Origin of the sequence: Noviherbaspirillum cavernae (assembly GCF_003590875.1) — a bacterium.
In the GTDB taxonomy this organism is placed as follows: domain Bacteria; phylum Pseudomonadota; class Gammaproteobacteria; order Burkholderiales; family Burkholderiaceae_D; genus Noviherbaspirillum; species Noviherbaspirillum cavernae.
Map to the genome: position 1 here is coordinate 1,448,426 of NZ_QYUN01000002.1, position 15,172 is coordinate 1,463,597.

Below are 15,172 nucleotides of genomic sequence, written 5' to 3' on the forward strand. Positions count from 1 at the left end.
AAGAACAACAATGTTCATCGATACACGACATGTTGAAGAAGGTTCCGTAGTCGAGACATCGGTCTGCATCATAGGCGGCGGCGTGGCAGGCATCACGCTGGCGATGGAGCTGGACAAGCAGGGCATCGACGTCGTCCTTCTTGAGAGTGGCGGATTCAATCCGGACGACGACACACGCGATCTGTGCCGTGGCGAGGACGTGGGTGAATGGCCCTACAATTTTTCCGACGGCAGCCGCAGCCGCTTTCTGGGTGGCAGCAGCAACTGCTGGGGCGGCTGGTGCCGTCCGCTGGACCCCTGGGATTTCGAAAAGCGCGACTGGATCGCCAACAGCGGCTGGCCGTTCGGACTGGACGAGCTGCTGCCCTACTATGCGCGCACGCACAAGCTTCTCAAGCTGGGGCCGAACAACTTCGAACCGGATTTCTGGGAGCGCTCCATCGGACGGCCGGATGTGCGCCGCATGCCGCTTGTCACCGGCAAGATCCGCGACACCATTTCGCAGTTCAGTCCGCCGGCACGCTTCGGCAAGCTCTACCGCGATGTGCTCAAACGTTCGGGCAACGTGCGCGTCTACCTGTACGCGAATGCGACCAACATCGACACCGATACCGCCGCCCGCACGGTCACGCGCATCGAGGTGGCCACCTTGAGCGGAAGGACGATGGAGGTGTCGGCGAAGCTCTATGTGCTGGCTACTGGCGGCATCGAGAATGCGCGACTGCTGCTGGCGTCCAACAAGGTGCAGCGGTCCGGCCTCGGCAACGGCAATGACCTGGTCGGGCGCTACTTCATGGATCATCCGCGCCTGTTCTCGGGAAATATCCGCTTCAGCAAGGAATGGTCGCGCAACAAGCTGTCGGACGTGAAGTACCACTATCAGAATGCTGCCGTCGCAGCGTATGGCACGTGCATCGCCCACCAGTTCGCGCTGACGCCGGAGGTGCTGGCGGAAGAGGGCTTGCTGAATGCGCGCGCGTGGTTCGCGTCGATCTTCCCCGGCGAGGGCAGCGAGGGAGCGCAGGCGCTGTTCCGCTGCAAGCAGGCGCTGTTGCAGAAGGAGCAGTCCGGCTGGAGTCTCTCCCGGGACCTGCTGACCATGATGACGCATCCGCTCGATACCATCGGCTATGGTTACACGCGTCTGTACCAGCCGCGCTGGCTGATCAAGGGCGTGCAGTTCCAGCTCATTGTCGAGCCGGAGCCGGACCCGAACAGCCGCGTGATGCTGTCGCCGACGCAGATAGACCAGCTCGGCATGCCCCGTGTGCGGGTGGACTGGCGGCTCGGATCGAAGGTGAAGCGTACCTTCGACCGCACCATGGAACTGCTGGCCGAAGACATGCGCAAGAGCGGTGTGGCCGAAGTCGATCTCGATCCGCCGTTCGAGGGTCGGAACTGGCCCTCGGATCTGGAGGGGACATGGCACCACATGGGGACCACGCGAATGCACGATTCGCCGAAGCAGGGCGTGGTCGATCGCGATTGCAAGGTGCATGACATGACGAACCTGTATGTCGCCGGCAGTTCGGTTTTCCCGACGGCGGGCGCCAACTTCCCGACGATCACGCTGGCTGCGCTGGCGTTTCGCCTGTCCGAGCGCATCGGGAGGGAATTGCTCCGGGCGGATGCGGATATCTCGGTGCGGGTCGCGTAGCCTTGCCTGCATATGCAGCGGTTTGGCTGGCAGCACATGGAATCGCTTATCATCCGATGTTTGCAGCGACGGTGCCGGACAGCGGCGCTGCCGCCGCGCGCTCCCTGCTTATGACAACATCGGCTCTTCACATGACAACAAACAAATCCATCCTCGTTACCGGAGCAGCTGGCTACATCGGTTCGCATACCTGCGTTGAACTGCTGAACGCCGGTTATGCAGTCGTCGCGCTCGACAATCTGTGCAACAGCTCGCCGCAGTCGCTCAAGCGCGTCGAACGCATCACGGGAAAAGCCATCCCCTTCATCAAGGCGGATGTGCGCGACAGGCAGGCGCTGGACGCGGTGCTCAAGGCGCACCGCATCGATGCGGCCATCCACTTCGCCGGCCTGAAAGCGGTAGGCGAATCGGTCGAGCAGCCGCTCGCGTACTTCGAGAACAACGTGTCCGGCACGGTCACGCTGCTGGAGGCGCTGGGCGCGGCGGGCGTGAAGAATTTCCTGTTCAGCTCCTCGGCAACCGTATACGGCGACCCCGAGTCGGTGCCGATTTCCGAATCGGCGCGACTGTCCGTCACCAATCCATATGGCCGCTCGAAGCTGATGGTCGAACAGATTCTGCAGGACCTCGCACGATCGGATTCGTCATGGGCCATCGGCGCACTCAGATACTTCAATCCCGTTGGTGCGCATGAAAGCGGCCTGATCGGCGAAGACCCGCGAGGCATACCGAACAACCTGATGCCCTTCATCGCGCAGGTCGCCGTGGGCCGGCGCGAGCAGCTTGCCGTTTTCGGAGACGACTATCCGACACCGGACGGCACCGGCGTGCGCGACTACATCCATGTGGTCGATCTGGCGCGAGGCCATCTGGCGGCGCTGGCGGCGCTTTTTCGCTCCGGTGAGGGGTTCACGCTCAACCTCGGCACCGGGCGCGGGTACAGCGTGCTGGAGATGGTGCGTGCATTCGAGGCGGCGAGCGGACGTCCTGTGCCTTATCGGGTCGTGGCGCGCCGACCGGGCGACATCGCGGTGTGCTATGCCGATCCGGCAGGTGCGCAGGAACGGCTCGGCTGGACTGCGCAAAAAGGCGTGACGGATATGTGCGCCGATCATTGGCGCTGGCAGAGCGCGAATCCGGACGGCTTCAACGAATAGCGCGGACGCAATGGAGAGGCAGGATGCGTGCGGTGGAGCATCCTGTCATTCCCGATGACATGGGAGATTTTACCTGTGCGTTCTCGCGTTGATGTCGGGGATTCGATGCGATGTCTTGAATGAGATTGCGATTGAAATCATTGGCAAAGGACAGAGACTTGAACAACGGCATCCCCATCCTCCTGTACCACCGCATCGACGATTCATCGGTCTCGACCGCGACGCCGCCCCTGGTATTCCGGCGGCATCTCGAAATGCTCGCGGAGCGGGGATGGAGATCCTTGTCCGCGGAGGAGTTCGCGATGGCGGCGACACGCAAAGGCAGCATGCCGCAGCGCTCCTTCGTCATCACATTCGATGATGGCTACGAGTCGGTCGCGAGTGCGGCGCTGGCGGTGTTGAAGGAATTCGATTTCAAGGCGATCTGCTTTCTCTCGACCAGGTTCCCGCGCGATCCGATGCACAATCCTGCGCAGTCCGCGAACAATGCAAACGCGCACGCCTACCTGTCATGGGAGCAGGCGCGCATGCTGCAATCGAGCGGCGTGATCGATTGTCAATCGCACAGCCATTCGCACAGGGATTTCAGGAATTGTTCCCTGGCCGAGATTCGGCACGATCTCGCGACCTCGGTCGATATTCTTTCGCATGAACTGAATCTGCCTGCCAATCATTTCCGGCATGTCGCGTGGCCATGGGGATTGTCGACTCCCGAGTGGCGCGCCATCGCGCGCGAAACGGGTTTCCATTTTCAATACACCGTGGCGCGACAGTCCTTCCTGCCGGATGGCGCGCTGGATGAAATTCCGCGTACCTGCTTCGACGCCACCGCCTTCAAGAATTTTCAGCGGCAGCTTTGGCTGCAATCCGGACAACTGGCGCCGGTATGGAATGCCGCTTATCCGTTCGGCAGAAAGTTGTGGCAGTTGAAATCCATGTTCGGGTAATTCGTCCGGCCACGCACTTATATTATAGCGGGGAATAGATAAGGAGCATCGTCATGGCGATGCTTCTGCTCGGCATGCGCCTGCATGTATTTCCTTCGCGATATTTCTCCTCTGCATCAATACGGCGTTTGTTGTTTCAATGCGCATCGATACGTCGGATTCCGATTTCGCTGAAGCACACGCAGCTCCATTTCCACGCTGCAATTTTCCCTTCCTCTCTTGCTTGAAACGCATTCCACCCCGCCATCTTTGATTGCGGCAATGACAAATTTATTGTCGTAATTTTCCCAAAAGAAGCATTTTTTCGTTTTTTTCCGGAACCATTTTCTGGATGGAAAACTCTGACTGTGCACTTGCTTATGAGAATTGTTGAGCACTGTCAATTGAGCACCATCAACTTAAAGGAAAACGGTTTGACTATTTTTTCAATTAGCCAACTTCGAATCTCTGTTATTGCTGCTGCCTGCGCAGCGACTCTGTTGACCGCCTGCGGTGGCGGCGGTGGCGGTACCGATGCGCAAGCATCCACGTCTTCTTTCACGGCAGCGCCGGAAGCGTCGGCGAGCCAATCCACAACGGGGTCCTCGTCGGGCGCAACCGGCTCCGAATCGACCGGTCAGGCATCTACCGAAACTCCGGGCCCGTTCGGTCAGAACGCAGCCAACTACAAGCTGACCTTCAGTGACGAATTCGAAGGCGGCAGCCTCGATAGCAACAAGTGGATCGACCACGAATGGTATGACCAGCAGCGTCCGATCAACTACGCGGTCGAAGGCGGTTCGTTGAAAATCTGGCCGCAGAAGGACGAGAACGGCAACTTCTTCAAGCGCGTGATCAACACCGACGGCAAGTACTACCAGACCTACGGCTACTTCGAGATGGAAGCGAAGCTGCCGCACGGCAAGGGCGTGTGGCCGGCATTCTGGCTCTACAACCATGACAAACCGGATCCGTTCCGTCCCGAGATCGACATCATGGAAGCGTATTCGGGCGGCGGTCCTGCCAGCGGCTGGTCCGATGCCAACCTGAAGCCGACGGCGTTCGCCGCCACCATCTGGAAGGGCAATCCCGGCGACATGGCCGGCCACAAGATGCTGCAAGACCTGGGTGACCTGTCGGCCGGTTATCACAAGTACGCGATGAAGTGGGAGCCGAACAAGCAGACCTTCTACTTCGACGGCAAGGAAATCTATTCCACCACCGTCGCCATGCCGGATCGCATGTACATCCTGGTCGACATCCTGTTCGGCAGCGCCAGCGGCCAGCCGGACAACACGACGCCGACCGGCAAGAGCAATTCGTTCGACGTGAAATACGTGCGCGCCTGGCAGTTCAAGTAATTGCACGCACGATAGGTAGTAAAAAAGAAGAGGCCGGCATGGCGACATGCCGGCTTTTTTCTTTCCTGTCGCCGAAAAATCATTCTTGCTCTTGTGAATTATCAATCAGCGCCGCGTGGAAAAATTATCTGATCTAGTGTCCTGAGTTTGAAATTCGTTGCAAATAAAAGTGATGAAATCGCGACGAGACAAGGAAAAAAGCGCAGCAAGGCCGAGACCTTGCGAGCATTTTTGACGCGGTATCGGTGTGATTCTCGTCATCTTTTATGCAGCGAATTTCGAATTCAGGACACTAACTACGTGATTTTTCAGTCTGGTTCCATGCCCTCATTCAACTGTTTGCGATCGATTGCGCCGCTCGCTGTTTTCTTCCTCACGACAAGCGCGAGTGCCGCCGATGCCGACACCATGGTGACAACCTCGCCAAAGTCCGCCGCGCCGCCTTCGGGGCGCGCAGCCGGCAAGACTGCAGTCGGACCCTACGGCCAGAATACGGCGAAGTACCGTCTGACGTTTTCGGAAGAATTCGACGGCGATCGGCTCGATACACGCATCTGGAACGATCGCGAATGGTATGACCCGTCGTTTCCGACGATCAATTACGCGGTCGAAGGCGGTTCACTGAAGATATGGCCGCAACGGGATGCGAATGGCAACTTCTTCAAGCGCGTCATCAACACCGACGAAAAGTTTTATCAACAGTACGGTTACTTCGAGATGGAGGCCAGGCTGCCGTACGGCAAAGGTGTGTGGCCCGCATTCTGGTTGTACAACCACGATCACAAGGAGCACTTCCGTCCCGAAATCGACATCATGGAAGCCTATCCCGGCGGCGGGCCCGGCAGTGGCTGGTCCGGTGCGAATCTGCGCCCGACCGCCTATGCGATCACCATCTGGAGCGGCGAACCCGAAGTGCAGGGCGGTTACAAGATGCTGGAAGACATGGGTGACCTGTCGGCGAAATTTCACAAATATGCAGTGAAGTGGGAGCCGCACAAGCAGACGTTTTATTTCGATGGCAAGGAAGTCTATTCCGCAAAAGTGAGCATGCCGGACCGCATGTACCTCCTGCTCGATATCCTGTTCGGCAGCGCCAGCGGCGAACCGGACGACACCACGCCGACGGGAAAAGGCAATGCGTTCGAGATCAGATATGTGAGGGCGTGGCAGTTTAGATAAGCGCTTCTCGACAGCTACTCCTCACCTTCATGAAGGCCGGCATGCATCACATGCCGGCCTTTTTTCATGTGCGTGAAGAAAAATTTCTTCTTCTTTCTTCTGTTGCGTATTCACATCACCTCACACCGCTCAATCGCCGTTTTCTGAAGGAACTGTTTTTCAATCGGCATCTTTCCTTGATGAGTGGTCAACAAATTCCCTTCAAACAGTAACAAGCAGGCAATTTTTTCGTTTGCATTCTTCCATTGCCGCTAGCACACGATCAAGCAAATTTCCAGATAAAAAGATTTGTTGCGGGAACTATTTCTCGATGGAAAAGCTCTGAGTGAGCTCTTGCTCTTGAGCATCATCAAGCGCTTCCAATTGAAAAAGGGGAATTTTTTGTCTAACTCAACATTCAATCGATTTTATGTATCGGCATTGGCAAGCGCTTGTGCAGCTGTCTTGCTGGCCGCCTGCGGCGGTGGTGGCAGTTCTTCCAGCGATTCCGTTCAGGCGGGCGAGTCGACCGTTGTGGACGGCGGCACCAACGACGGAACCAGTACTACGCCGAGCCCTACGCCGGGCAATCCTGAGTCGCCTTCGCCTTCGCCTTCGCCTTCGCCGGCACCGAGTCCGTCTCCTGCACCGTCCCCGACGCCTGCTCCGACACCGGCTCCTGCGCCTTCTCCAGCAGGAATCCCGGGCCCGTTCGGTCAGAACGAAGCCAACTACAAGCTGACCTTCAATGACGAATTCGAAGGCAACAGCCTGGATACCGGCAAGTGGATCGACCGCGAATGGTATGACCAGCAGCGTCCGATCAATTACGCAGTCGAAGGCGGTTCGTTGAAAATCTGGCCGCAAAAGGATGCCAATGGCAACTTCTTCAAGCGCGTCATCAACACCGACGGCAAGTACTACCAGACCTACGGCTATTTCGAGATGGAAGCGAAGCTGCCGCACGGCAAGGGCGTATGGCCGGCATTCTGGCTCTACAACCATGACCACGCGGATCCGTTCCGTCCCGAGATCGACATCATGGAAGCGTATTCGGGCGGCGGTCCTGCCAGCGGCTGGTCGGACGCCAACCTGAAGCCGACGGCATTCGCCGCCACCATCTGGAAGGGCAACCCCGGCGACATGGCCGGCCACAAGATGCTGGAAAATCTGGGCGACCTGTCGGCCGGTTATCACAAGTACGCGATGAAGTGGGAGCCGAACAGGCAGACCTTCTACTTCGACGGCAAGGAAATCTATTCGACCACCGTCTCCATGCCGGATCGCATGTACATCCTGGTCGACATTCTGTTCGGCAGCGCCAGCGGCCAGCCGGACAACACCACGCCGACCGGCAAGAGCAATTCGTTCGACGTGAAATACGTGCGCGCCTGGCAGTTCAAGTAATTGCGCACGCTGCAGTAATGAAAGAAGAGGCCGGCATGGCGACATGTCGGCTTTTTTCTTTTTGGCGCGCGACTATGTGCATTCGCAAAACGCCTGCGCCGGCATTCTCTACACTGGGCGCATTTGCAGCAGCATGCGTGGCCAGACAATGCCGAGAATCACACTCGTTTCAAACACGCCGCCTCCCTATCGCGTTCCCGTTTTTCAACGACTATGTCGGATGCCCGGTGTGGATTTTCACGTTATTTTCTGCTCCGAGCGGGAGCCGAACCGGCTATGGGATCTGCCGCCGTTCGACTTTCCGCATACCTTCCTGCGCGAACGTTTCGTGACGGTCCGCGGCCGCTATATTCACCACAACCCGGACGTCATTTCTCATTTGAAACGGCTTGCGCCCGATGTGGTGGTGACCGATGGATTCAATCCAACGCATCTCTATGCTTTCGCTTATGCCGTGATGAAAAATCGGGCGCACGCTGTCATGACCGACGGCACCGATGTCTCCGAACAATCACTGAGCAGGGTACACAAGGGCGTGCGCCGCATCGTGTATGCGCGATCGCACGCTTTCATCGCGGCGAGCCAGGGCGGCGTGCGGCTGTATGAAAGCTACGGCATTCCGGCGGAGCGCTGTTTCATGTCCTGCCTGTGCATCGATAACGGCGCCTATGCAGCGCCGCTGCCGACGGCGCAGCAGGATCGGCCATTCGATTTCATCTTTTCCGGACGCATCGAGGCTGTGAAGAATCCCCTGTTCGCACTGGAGGTGGCAGCGGAAACCGCGCGCCGGATCAAGCGCAAAACGAGCATCCTGTTTGCCGGATCGGGCAGCATGGAAGGCGACGTGAGGGCCGTTGCATCGCGCCAGTCGCATCTGGTCGATACGCATCTGCACGGGCACGCGGCGCAGGGGCAGCTGCCGGCACTGTACGGGTCTGCGCGGCTGTTTCTGTTCCCGACCTTGTGGGACCCGTGGGGCGTGGTCGCCAATGAAGCATGCGCAGCCGGTCTGCCGGTCATCACCACGCCGGCGGCTGGCGTCGCCGGGGAGCTGGTGCGGGACAGCGAGAACGGATTCGTCTGCACTCCCGACGTGAAGACATGGGCGCAGCGCGCAGCGATGCTATTGACGCAGGATCATGTCTGGCGCGGCTTTTCGCGGCGCAGTCTTGCCCTGGTTGACGATTACAGCTACGACAAGGCGGCAGAGGGGCTGATGGCGGCATGCCGCGCTTGTCTTTCGGACGATGTGCGGAGCGGTAAAAGGAACCTGATTTGATTCCGTGCCAATCTTCATTCGCTGTTCTTTGATGCGACTTTGATGCGATTCATGTCGCGGAACCGATTGCGCAGCCAGTCGTCTGGTAAACATGAGCACGCCGTTTGTTCTGCAAATGTTTCGCGCATGACGGACATGGTCTCTACATATAAACAAGAGCGTCTGACAAACTGATTCTGCGGGTGCTGTGCCGCCTTGCCGTGCAAGACAGTACGGGCAGGGCGAGGGCGGCGCGTCTGCCTGGAACCGCCTCGCTGCATGTTGTCAAACGTTGAAAGTGCCGGACGGAACACGACGGAGTTGGCAATGGGTCTGATGTTTACTTTCTCTACGGACGACGGTCATCCATCGGACATGAAGATGGCCGAGTTGTTGAGCAAGCACGGTTTGAACGGCACCTTCTACATTCCGATCCGGAATTGCGAGGGGCATGCCGTTCTGTCGCCCTCGCAAATCGAAGAGATCGGACGCCAGTTTGAAATCGGCTCGCACACGTACGACCATTGCTATTTGCAGCATGTCGATATCTGGGATGCATACTATCAGATCGCCGAAGGAAAAAAGCAGCTGGAAAACCTGCTGGGCAAGGAAGTGGCCGGATTCTGCTATCCGGGCGGAAAATATCGGCAACGCGATATCGACCTCGTGAAGGCTTGCGGATTCAAGTATGCAAGAACGACGATGAACCTGCGTTTCGATATCGGCGACAAGTTGTTTGAAATCCCGACGACGGTCCAGTTCTATCCACATGACCGCTCGGTGTATTTCCGCAATTTTGCCGAGGCCGGCAGCTGGCTCGGCAGGCATGACGGCCTGCGTCTTGCACTGATGCACGATGACTGGATCGAGCGGCTGTTCGCACTATTCGAGTACGCATGCGTGCACGGCGATCTGTTCCATCTGTGGGGGCATTCGAGGGAGATCGACGAGCTCGATGCATGGCGCGCGCTCGATGAATTCTTCGCGCATGTCGCGAGCAAGGTGGCGCAGCAGAATCGTGTCAACAACGCGCAGGCGGCGCACGTCATTTATTGAATACTTCCTTCCGCAACACGTCCAGCAGCTGGCGCATGAAACCCAGGATGAACAAGGTGTTGGTCACCATGTAGCGCCGGAACAGACGGCGCGGCTCGGAGCCGAGCCGGTACAGCCACTCCAGTCCGTTGTTCTGCCACCAAAGCGGCGCCCGCTTCACGGTGCCGGAGTGATAATCGAATGCCGCGCCGACGCCGATCATCACGGCATTGATGCGGCCGCGATGCTCCGCCATCCACTTTTCCTGCTTCGGGCATCCAAGGCCGACGAACACGACGTGCGCGCCGGAGTCGTTGATCGTCTTCACGATCGCTTCGTCCTCCTGCATCGACAGCGGGCGGAACGGCGGCGCATGGCGGCCTCCGACCTGCAGCCGGGGAAACTGTCTGGCAAGGACCTTGTCCAGTTTCTCCAGCGTTGCATCGGTGCTGCCATAGAAGAAAACGGTCTGTCCTGCGCGCTCTGCCTCCGCGAGATATTTCCACATCAGATCCGGGCCGTTGATTCTTTCCTGCGCCGGGAATCCCAGCCGCCGCAGGGCCCATGCGATCGGCGCGCCATCCGGTGTGGCCATGTCGGCATTGTTCACGGCGATCTTGAATTCGATATCGCTGGTCGTCGTCACCACCGAGTGCACATTGCAGATGCAGACATAGCGCGACTCGTGCGCTGCACCCCAGCGCATGATCCGGCCTATGGCATCGTCCCACGTCACGGCATCGATGAAGGCTTCCAGAATCGCCTTGCCCTTACGCGGCATGACGCTCTCGGTGTGGTGCTGCAATTGCGTCTTCATATATTTCCATCAGCATTTGATAGTTGCGTTCCGGCGTGTAGTGCGCCTCGTATTCTTCGCGCGCCGCTCGGCCCATTTTCAGCATTGCGTCGGGATGCGCTTGCGCCCATGCGATTTTTGCGGCGAGATCAGCGGCGTCGCCCGGGTTGAACAGCAGACCGGTAATGCCGTCGCGCACGATATCGATCAGTGCGCCCAGCCGGCTTGCAATCACGGGCAGTCCGCATGCATAGGCTTCGACAATCGTGCGCGGCGAATTTTCGTAGCAGATGCTCGGGACAAGCAGGAATTGCGCCTTGCGCATGCGTTGCATGATGTCGTCGAGCGCCATGTAGCCGAGATAGCGGTCGCCAAGGGTGTCTTCCATCAAGGCTTGCAGCGGGCCGCTGCCGATCACGTCGATGGCGGGCTGATCGAGCATGCGCACGGCGTTCGCCAGCACATCCAGTCCCTTTTCGGATGACAGGCGGCCGACGCACATGCCGCCGCTGCGGCCGTTCCATTCGGGCATGACGGCACTGGCGACGAAGTTGGGCTTGATGCGGAAGCGCTCTGCGGGCAATCCGCCCTCGATGTACTTGTCGCGGGCAAAACTGTTCAGCGCGATGTAGCGGGTGACCCGCTCTTCGTAGGTGCCGATCATGCGGTGCGTCGCGAGCATGCCGGTAATCACGGCCGACTGCATGGCGGACTCGCGATAGCATTTGCGCGTGACGGATCGCCATGGCAGCTTGCCGACGCAGTCTTCGCAAATCTTTCCATCACGCAAAAAGATCGCCTGCGGGCACAGCAGGCGGAAGTTGTGCAGCGTCTGCACCACCGGTATGCGGCCGCGGGAGGCGGTCCAGTAGAGCGATGGCGAGATCAGCGGGAAGGTGTTGTGAGCATGAATGACATCCGGCTGAAAGGACTTGCAGACATCCGCGACTTCGCCTGCGGCGCGGCTCGACCAGATCGTCGACACGGCGGCGACTGCGCGCGACATGTGATTCAACGCATCGTTGTGCTGCCGGTACACCATGACATCGTGACCATGCTCGCGCAGCAGTGCAATCTCGGCATCGACGACGGCGTCTTCTCCGCCCCGGTGCTGATAGGTATTGTGTGCGACGAGTATTTTCATGGCATGGCTGGCATCGATATCGTTTAACCCAAACCGGCGCTTTCGCTGGGTGTCAGATTTCTGCCGGGTTTGTCCTGCACCAACGCGCTGCGGCATGCCGCCACCACGCCGGCGGCGGCATGCTCGAAAGTGTATTGTCCGGCGATGGCGCTGCTGCGCCGCGAGAAGCGCTGATAAACGGCCGGTTGGCTCAACAGCAGTGCAGCCAGTTCGCTCCACAGGGAAACGTCCAGTTCGCACACGAATCCGTTTTCGCCATCCAGCACAAGTTCGTTCGCGACCCCGGCGTAGGGTGACACGATCACCGGCAAGCCTGCCGCGCACGCTTCGTTCGCGACCACTCCCCATACATCGGCCAGGGTGGGGAACAGGAAGATGCGTGCCGAGCGGTACAGCGCAGGCAGCTCATGCTGGGAGGCAAAGCCGTTGAACTCTGCCTCGACGAGATCGCAACGCAGCAGCGCCTCCTGCCGGATCGCTTCTTCCTGCTCGCCCGATCCGACGAAGAGGATGCGCATCCGGCGGCCAAGCCGGCGCGCTGCATCTTCGGCAACGTTCAATGCGAACAGCGGATTCTTGCCTTCCACCACGCGTCCGCAAAAGAGAAAATCGAACGGTTTCTCGTCATCCGCAGGAGCGTTCATGTACACCTCGTTGTTGATGCAAAGACAGGACTCAAAGCAGCGCCTGGATGGGATGCCGTAGCTTTCATACAGCCGCCGCCCGCCGATGCTGGCGGAGATGAAGCTCTGCGAACGCCGATACACGAAGCGCCGTATCGCCTTGTGCCAGCGGCTCAGGGATTCTTCCGATGCATCGGTGCCGTCGGTCATCGGCACATGCGCCGCGCCTTTGGCGAGTGCATAGGCGAATGCGTAGAGGTAGGTCGGGTTGAATCCCGTCGTGACGACCACGTCTGGCGCAAAGCGGTTCAGCACCGGGATGACGTCGAAGTTGTGGTGGATGAAGTTGTCGCCGCGCGCGATGAATCGTTCCTGCAGAAACACATGATCGAAGTTCAGCGGTGGCAGCTTCCATTGCCGGTTGGGCTCGCGCATGCTGCAAAAGATGAGCTGCAGATCGATGTCCGGCATTTGCGCAATCTTCTCGTAGACCGGAATCCGGAACGGAGGAGGGTGGTTCGTGATCATCGCGATTTTCAGCATCGTTTCACTCCGGGTTTGCCGCTTTTGTCTCGGGAACGCTTCAACGGATGCCGCTGCAGCCATGGAATCGTTCAGGCATTGCGGCGTTGTTGAATGGATTGTGTTCAAGCGTACAAAACAATCCTGTCGGAAGTATTTACCTGGATCAGTAAATGGTCAGATATCGCGCGCAGACGGAGGTGTTGACATGACGATGAGGCGAGAGATGATGGCGGAGCGAGTCCGCCACCATCGTCGGAACTATTTGTGTCGCCACCGCAGCAGTCCGTCGAGCCGTCCCCGCACGACCGCGTACCCGTGCGCAAGATCACCCCCGAACGATCCCTTCAGCAGCGGGCGCATGACCGGCGCGGCAAGTCCGCGCAGGATGACCCACAAGGGCAAGCGGTGCTTGGCATACAGTGCGCCGGTGCCGCGTGCACGATGCCTGATCGCCATGCGTGCGTCCGGGCCGGCATCGGGCGTGGCTGGATTGACCGCGTGATGAACTTCGGCCAGCGGCTCGTAGGTCAGGACAGCGCGGGACCGCAGGGCACGCAGCACGAAGTCGGTTTCCTCGCCGGCGCCGAACCATTGGCCGACACCGAGACGGGCATCGAAACCGCCGATTTTCCGGAACAGGCTGCGTTCGCAGAACAAGGTGATCGAGCTGACCGGGACATCTCGAAAAGCGCGCGCTCTTTCCCATGTGAGGTTGGCGGCGACCAGCGGCTGTTCGCCCTGTTCCACCCAGCGCACGACCACGCCGGCCGGGTTGTCGTCCAGCATGAAGCGCGCGGCGACCCGTTCCAGCAAATGCGGGTCATACCAGCAATCATCATCCGGGAAGCCGATCCAGCGCCCGCGCGCCGCTTCGATGCCGGCATTGCGCGCCGCAGCGAGATTGGCCGGATGGTGCTTGAGATGCTTGACGGCGATGCCGAGATAGCGCGCGCGCTCCAGATGCGGCAACAGCCGTGCGTCCATGTTCTGGTCGACGACGACCAGTTCGAAATTGCTGAAAGTCTGCGCGGCCAGCGACTCGAACAGGCGTCCCAGTTCACTGGTGCGACCGACCGTCGCCAGCACAAGGGAAATATCCGGGAAACGGATATCCGCACTGCCTTTGGCGTTGCCGGTAGCTGTCGAAGCGTGAGGATTCATGGGAGTGGTTGACATGACTCAAAATCTTTCCAGGACACGAAGACGAATTGTTCTTGGCAGGCAAGCCAGCAGAAAAATCTTCAGCCAGAAGCGGGGTGCATGGATGCTGAAGCGGTTGAACAGCAGCGACACGCCACGTCCCCAGCTGCTGGTGCGCAGAAATCTCAAGGCCAGCATGAGCTGATGCAAGCCGAGCAGGCGCGACACGCCCTTGCGATGCTGCGGCGGAATGCGATCGGCGTTGTAACGCTCCTTCAATCGCTTGATGAAGGGCGGCAGATCGGCATCCGCGCTTGCCTTGCTGAGGCTGGAAGGCAGGCCGACGCGGTATGCCACCAGGGGGCGCGAGGAGTACGCGATCGGATAACGCTCGGCGATGCGGAACCAGACGTCCTGATCTTCGCCGAGGCTCTCGTTCTCCGGAAAAAAAATCTGGTGGTCGAAGAAGATCGCGCGGCGAATCACGACCGAGCAGGTGGAAAAAATATTGTTCCGCGCCCAGGCTTCGAAGAAACGCGTGACGAGCTGCGGCGAACCGTCTGGATCGACTTCGTAGATGCGTGGCGTCTGCGTGCGTCCGTCTTCGGTGAACGTGAAATAGTGCGTGGCGTACACGGCGCATTGCGGATACAGGCGATGCAATGCAAGGATTTGGGGAATGTAATCCGGTGTCCAGTAATCGTCGGCATCGAGAAAGGCAATGAATTCGCCGCTCGCTTCGCGGATGCCGCGGTTTCTCGCCGCCGATACGCCCTGGTTCCTCTGGCGAGTCAGCTTGACCCTCGGGTCGCCCATGCGCGCGACGCGTTGCGGGCCGTCGTCGGTGGAGCCGTCGTCCACCACGATGACTTCATGAATGCCGTCGTCGGCATGCAGCGCCGATGCGATGGCCGTCTCGACGTACGGTCCCTTGTTATAGAGGGGAATGACGACCGAGATAAGCGGCGGCATGATGCGCGTCATG

13 protein-coding genes are annotated in these 15,172 nt (G+C 59.1%); 8 read left to right on the forward strand and 5 right to left on the reverse strand.

Translation table 11 applies throughout. From position 1 onward, the window contains the following. Window positions 1-10: 10 nt before the first annotated feature. From D3870_RS06810 to D3870_RS06850, 8 genes are all read left to right on the forward strand, one after another. Window positions 11-1,657 carry an FAD-dependent oxidoreductase gene (locus D3870_RS06810; protein ID WP_119737740.1) on the forward strand — a complete coding sequence of 549 codons (1,647 nt, stop codon included), beginning with the start codon at window positions 11-13 and terminating at the stop codon, window positions 1,655-1,657. 131 nt (window positions 1,658-1,788) lie between these two features. Further along, entirely contained in the window at window positions 1,789-2,814 is a 1,026-nt protein-coding gene (gene galE, locus D3870_RS06815; protein WP_119741781.1) for a UDP-glucose 4-epimerase GalE, read from the forward strand. 131 nt (window positions 2,815-2,945) lie between these two features. Continuing rightward, window positions 2,946-3,761 (forward strand): polysaccharide deacetylase family protein, encoded by an 816-nt coding sequence (locus D3870_RS06820; RefSeq protein WP_158590397.1) that lies wholly within the window; start codon window positions 2,946-2,948, stop codon window positions 3,759-3,761. A 479-nt stretch (window positions 3,762-4,240) separates the two neighbouring features. Beyond that, window positions 4,241-5,101 (forward strand): glycoside hydrolase family 16 protein, encoded by an 861-nt coding sequence (locus D3870_RS06825; protein ID WP_242489890.1) that lies wholly within the window; start codon window positions 4,241-4,243, stop codon window positions 5,099-5,101. A gap of 321 nt (window positions 5,102-5,422) precedes the next feature. Continuing rightward, window positions 5,423-6,280 (forward strand): glycoside hydrolase family 16 protein, encoded by an 858-nt coding sequence (locus D3870_RS06830; RefSeq protein WP_242489891.1) that lies wholly within the window; start codon window positions 5,423-5,425, stop codon window positions 6,278-6,280. 381 nt (window positions 6,281-6,661) lie between these two features. Next, window positions 6,662-7,666: a glycoside hydrolase family 16 protein gene (locus tag D3870_RS06840; RefSeq protein WP_242489892.1), complete on the forward strand. Its 1,005-nt coding sequence runs from the start codon at window positions 6,662-6,664 to the stop codon at window positions 7,664-7,666. A 229-nt stretch (window positions 7,667-7,895) separates the two neighbouring features. Then, window positions 7,896-8,945 carry a glycosyltransferase family 4 protein gene (locus D3870_RS06845; protein WP_242489893.1) on the forward strand — a complete coding sequence of 350 codons (1,050 nt, stop codon included), beginning with the start codon at window positions 7,896-7,898 and terminating at the stop codon, window positions 8,943-8,945. A 306-nt stretch (window positions 8,946-9,251) separates the two neighbouring features. Then, a complete protein-coding gene (locus D3870_RS06850; RefSeq protein ID WP_119737747.1) occupies window positions 9,252-9,980 on the forward strand; it encodes a polysaccharide deacetylase family protein in 729 nt (242 codons plus the stop codon). Here D3870_RS06850 and D3870_RS06855 read toward each other — a convergent pair. From D3870_RS06855 to D3870_RS06875, 5 genes are all read right to left on the reverse strand, one after another. Next, a complete protein-coding gene (locus D3870_RS06855) occupies window positions 9,970-10,776 on the reverse strand; it encodes a WecB/TagA/CpsF family glycosyltransferase (RefSeq protein WP_119737749.1) in 807 nt (268 codons plus the stop codon). The genes D3870_RS06850 and D3870_RS06855 overlap by 11 nt on opposite strands. Beyond that, on the reverse strand, window positions 10,730-11,899 hold the full coding sequence (locus D3870_RS06860) for a glycosyltransferase family 4 protein (RefSeq protein WP_119737751.1): 1,170 nt from the start codon (window positions 11,897-11,899) through the stop codon (window positions 10,730-10,732). Before D3870_RS06860 ends, D3870_RS06855 begins: the two co-directional genes overlap by 47 nt. Before the next feature lie 23 nt (window positions 11,900-11,922). Continuing rightward, complete coding sequence (locus D3870_RS06865) at window positions 11,923-13,065, reverse strand: glycosyltransferase family 4 protein (RefSeq protein WP_242489894.1); 1,143 nt, start codon at window positions 13,063-13,065, stop codon at window positions 11,923-11,925. A gap of 240 nt (window positions 13,066-13,305) precedes the next feature. Continuing rightward, on the reverse strand, window positions 13,306-14,223 hold the full coding sequence (locus D3870_RS06870; RefSeq protein WP_119737755.1) for a glycosyltransferase family 2 protein: 918 nt from the start codon (window positions 14,221-14,223) through the stop codon (window positions 13,306-13,308). 3 nt (window positions 14,224-14,226) lie between these two features. Further along, window positions 14,227-15,171, reverse strand: a complete 945-nt coding sequence (locus D3870_RS06875) for a glycosyltransferase family 2 protein (RefSeq protein ID WP_119737756.1) — start codon at window positions 15,169-15,171, stop codon at window positions 14,227-14,229. Window position 15,172: the final 1 nt, after the last annotated feature.

What these genes read in the sequence shown, in the direction of transcription:
- D3870_RS06855 (WP_119737749.1), bottom strand. Translation starts at nt 10,776, where the DNA reads ATGAAGACGCAATTGCAGCACCACACCGAGAGCGTCATGCCGCGTAAG.
- D3870_RS06810 (WP_119737740.1), top strand. Translation starts at nt 11, where the DNA reads ATGTTCATCGATACACGACATGTTGAAGAAGGTTCCGTAGTCGAGACA.
- D3870_RS06865 (WP_242489894.1), bottom strand. Translation starts at nt 13,065, where the DNA reads ATGCTGAAAATCGCGATGATCACGAACCACCCTCCTCCGTTCCGGATT.
- galE (WP_119741781.1), top strand. Translation starts at nt 1,789, where the DNA reads ATGACAACAAACAAATCCATCCTCGTTACCGGAGCAGCTGGCTACATC.
- D3870_RS06830 (WP_242489891.1), top strand. Translation starts at nt 5,423, where the DNA reads ATGCCCTCATTCAACTGTTTGCGATCGATTGCGCCGCTCGCTGTTTTC.
- D3870_RS06850 (WP_119737747.1), top strand. Translation starts at nt 9,252, where the DNA reads ATGGGTCTGATGTTTACTTTCTCTACGGACGACGGTCATCCATCGGAC.
- D3870_RS06860 (WP_119737751.1), bottom strand. Translation starts at nt 11,899, where the DNA reads ATGAAAATACTCGTCGCACACAATACCTATCAGCACCGGGGCGGAGAA.
- D3870_RS06875 (WP_119737756.1), bottom strand. Translation starts at nt 15,171, where the DNA reads ATGACGCGCATCATGCCGCCGCTTATCTCGGTCGTCATTCCCCTCTAT.
- D3870_RS06870 (WP_119737755.1), bottom strand. Translation starts at nt 14,223, where the DNA reads ATGTCAACCACTCCCATGAATCCTCACGCTTCGACAGCTACCGGCAAC.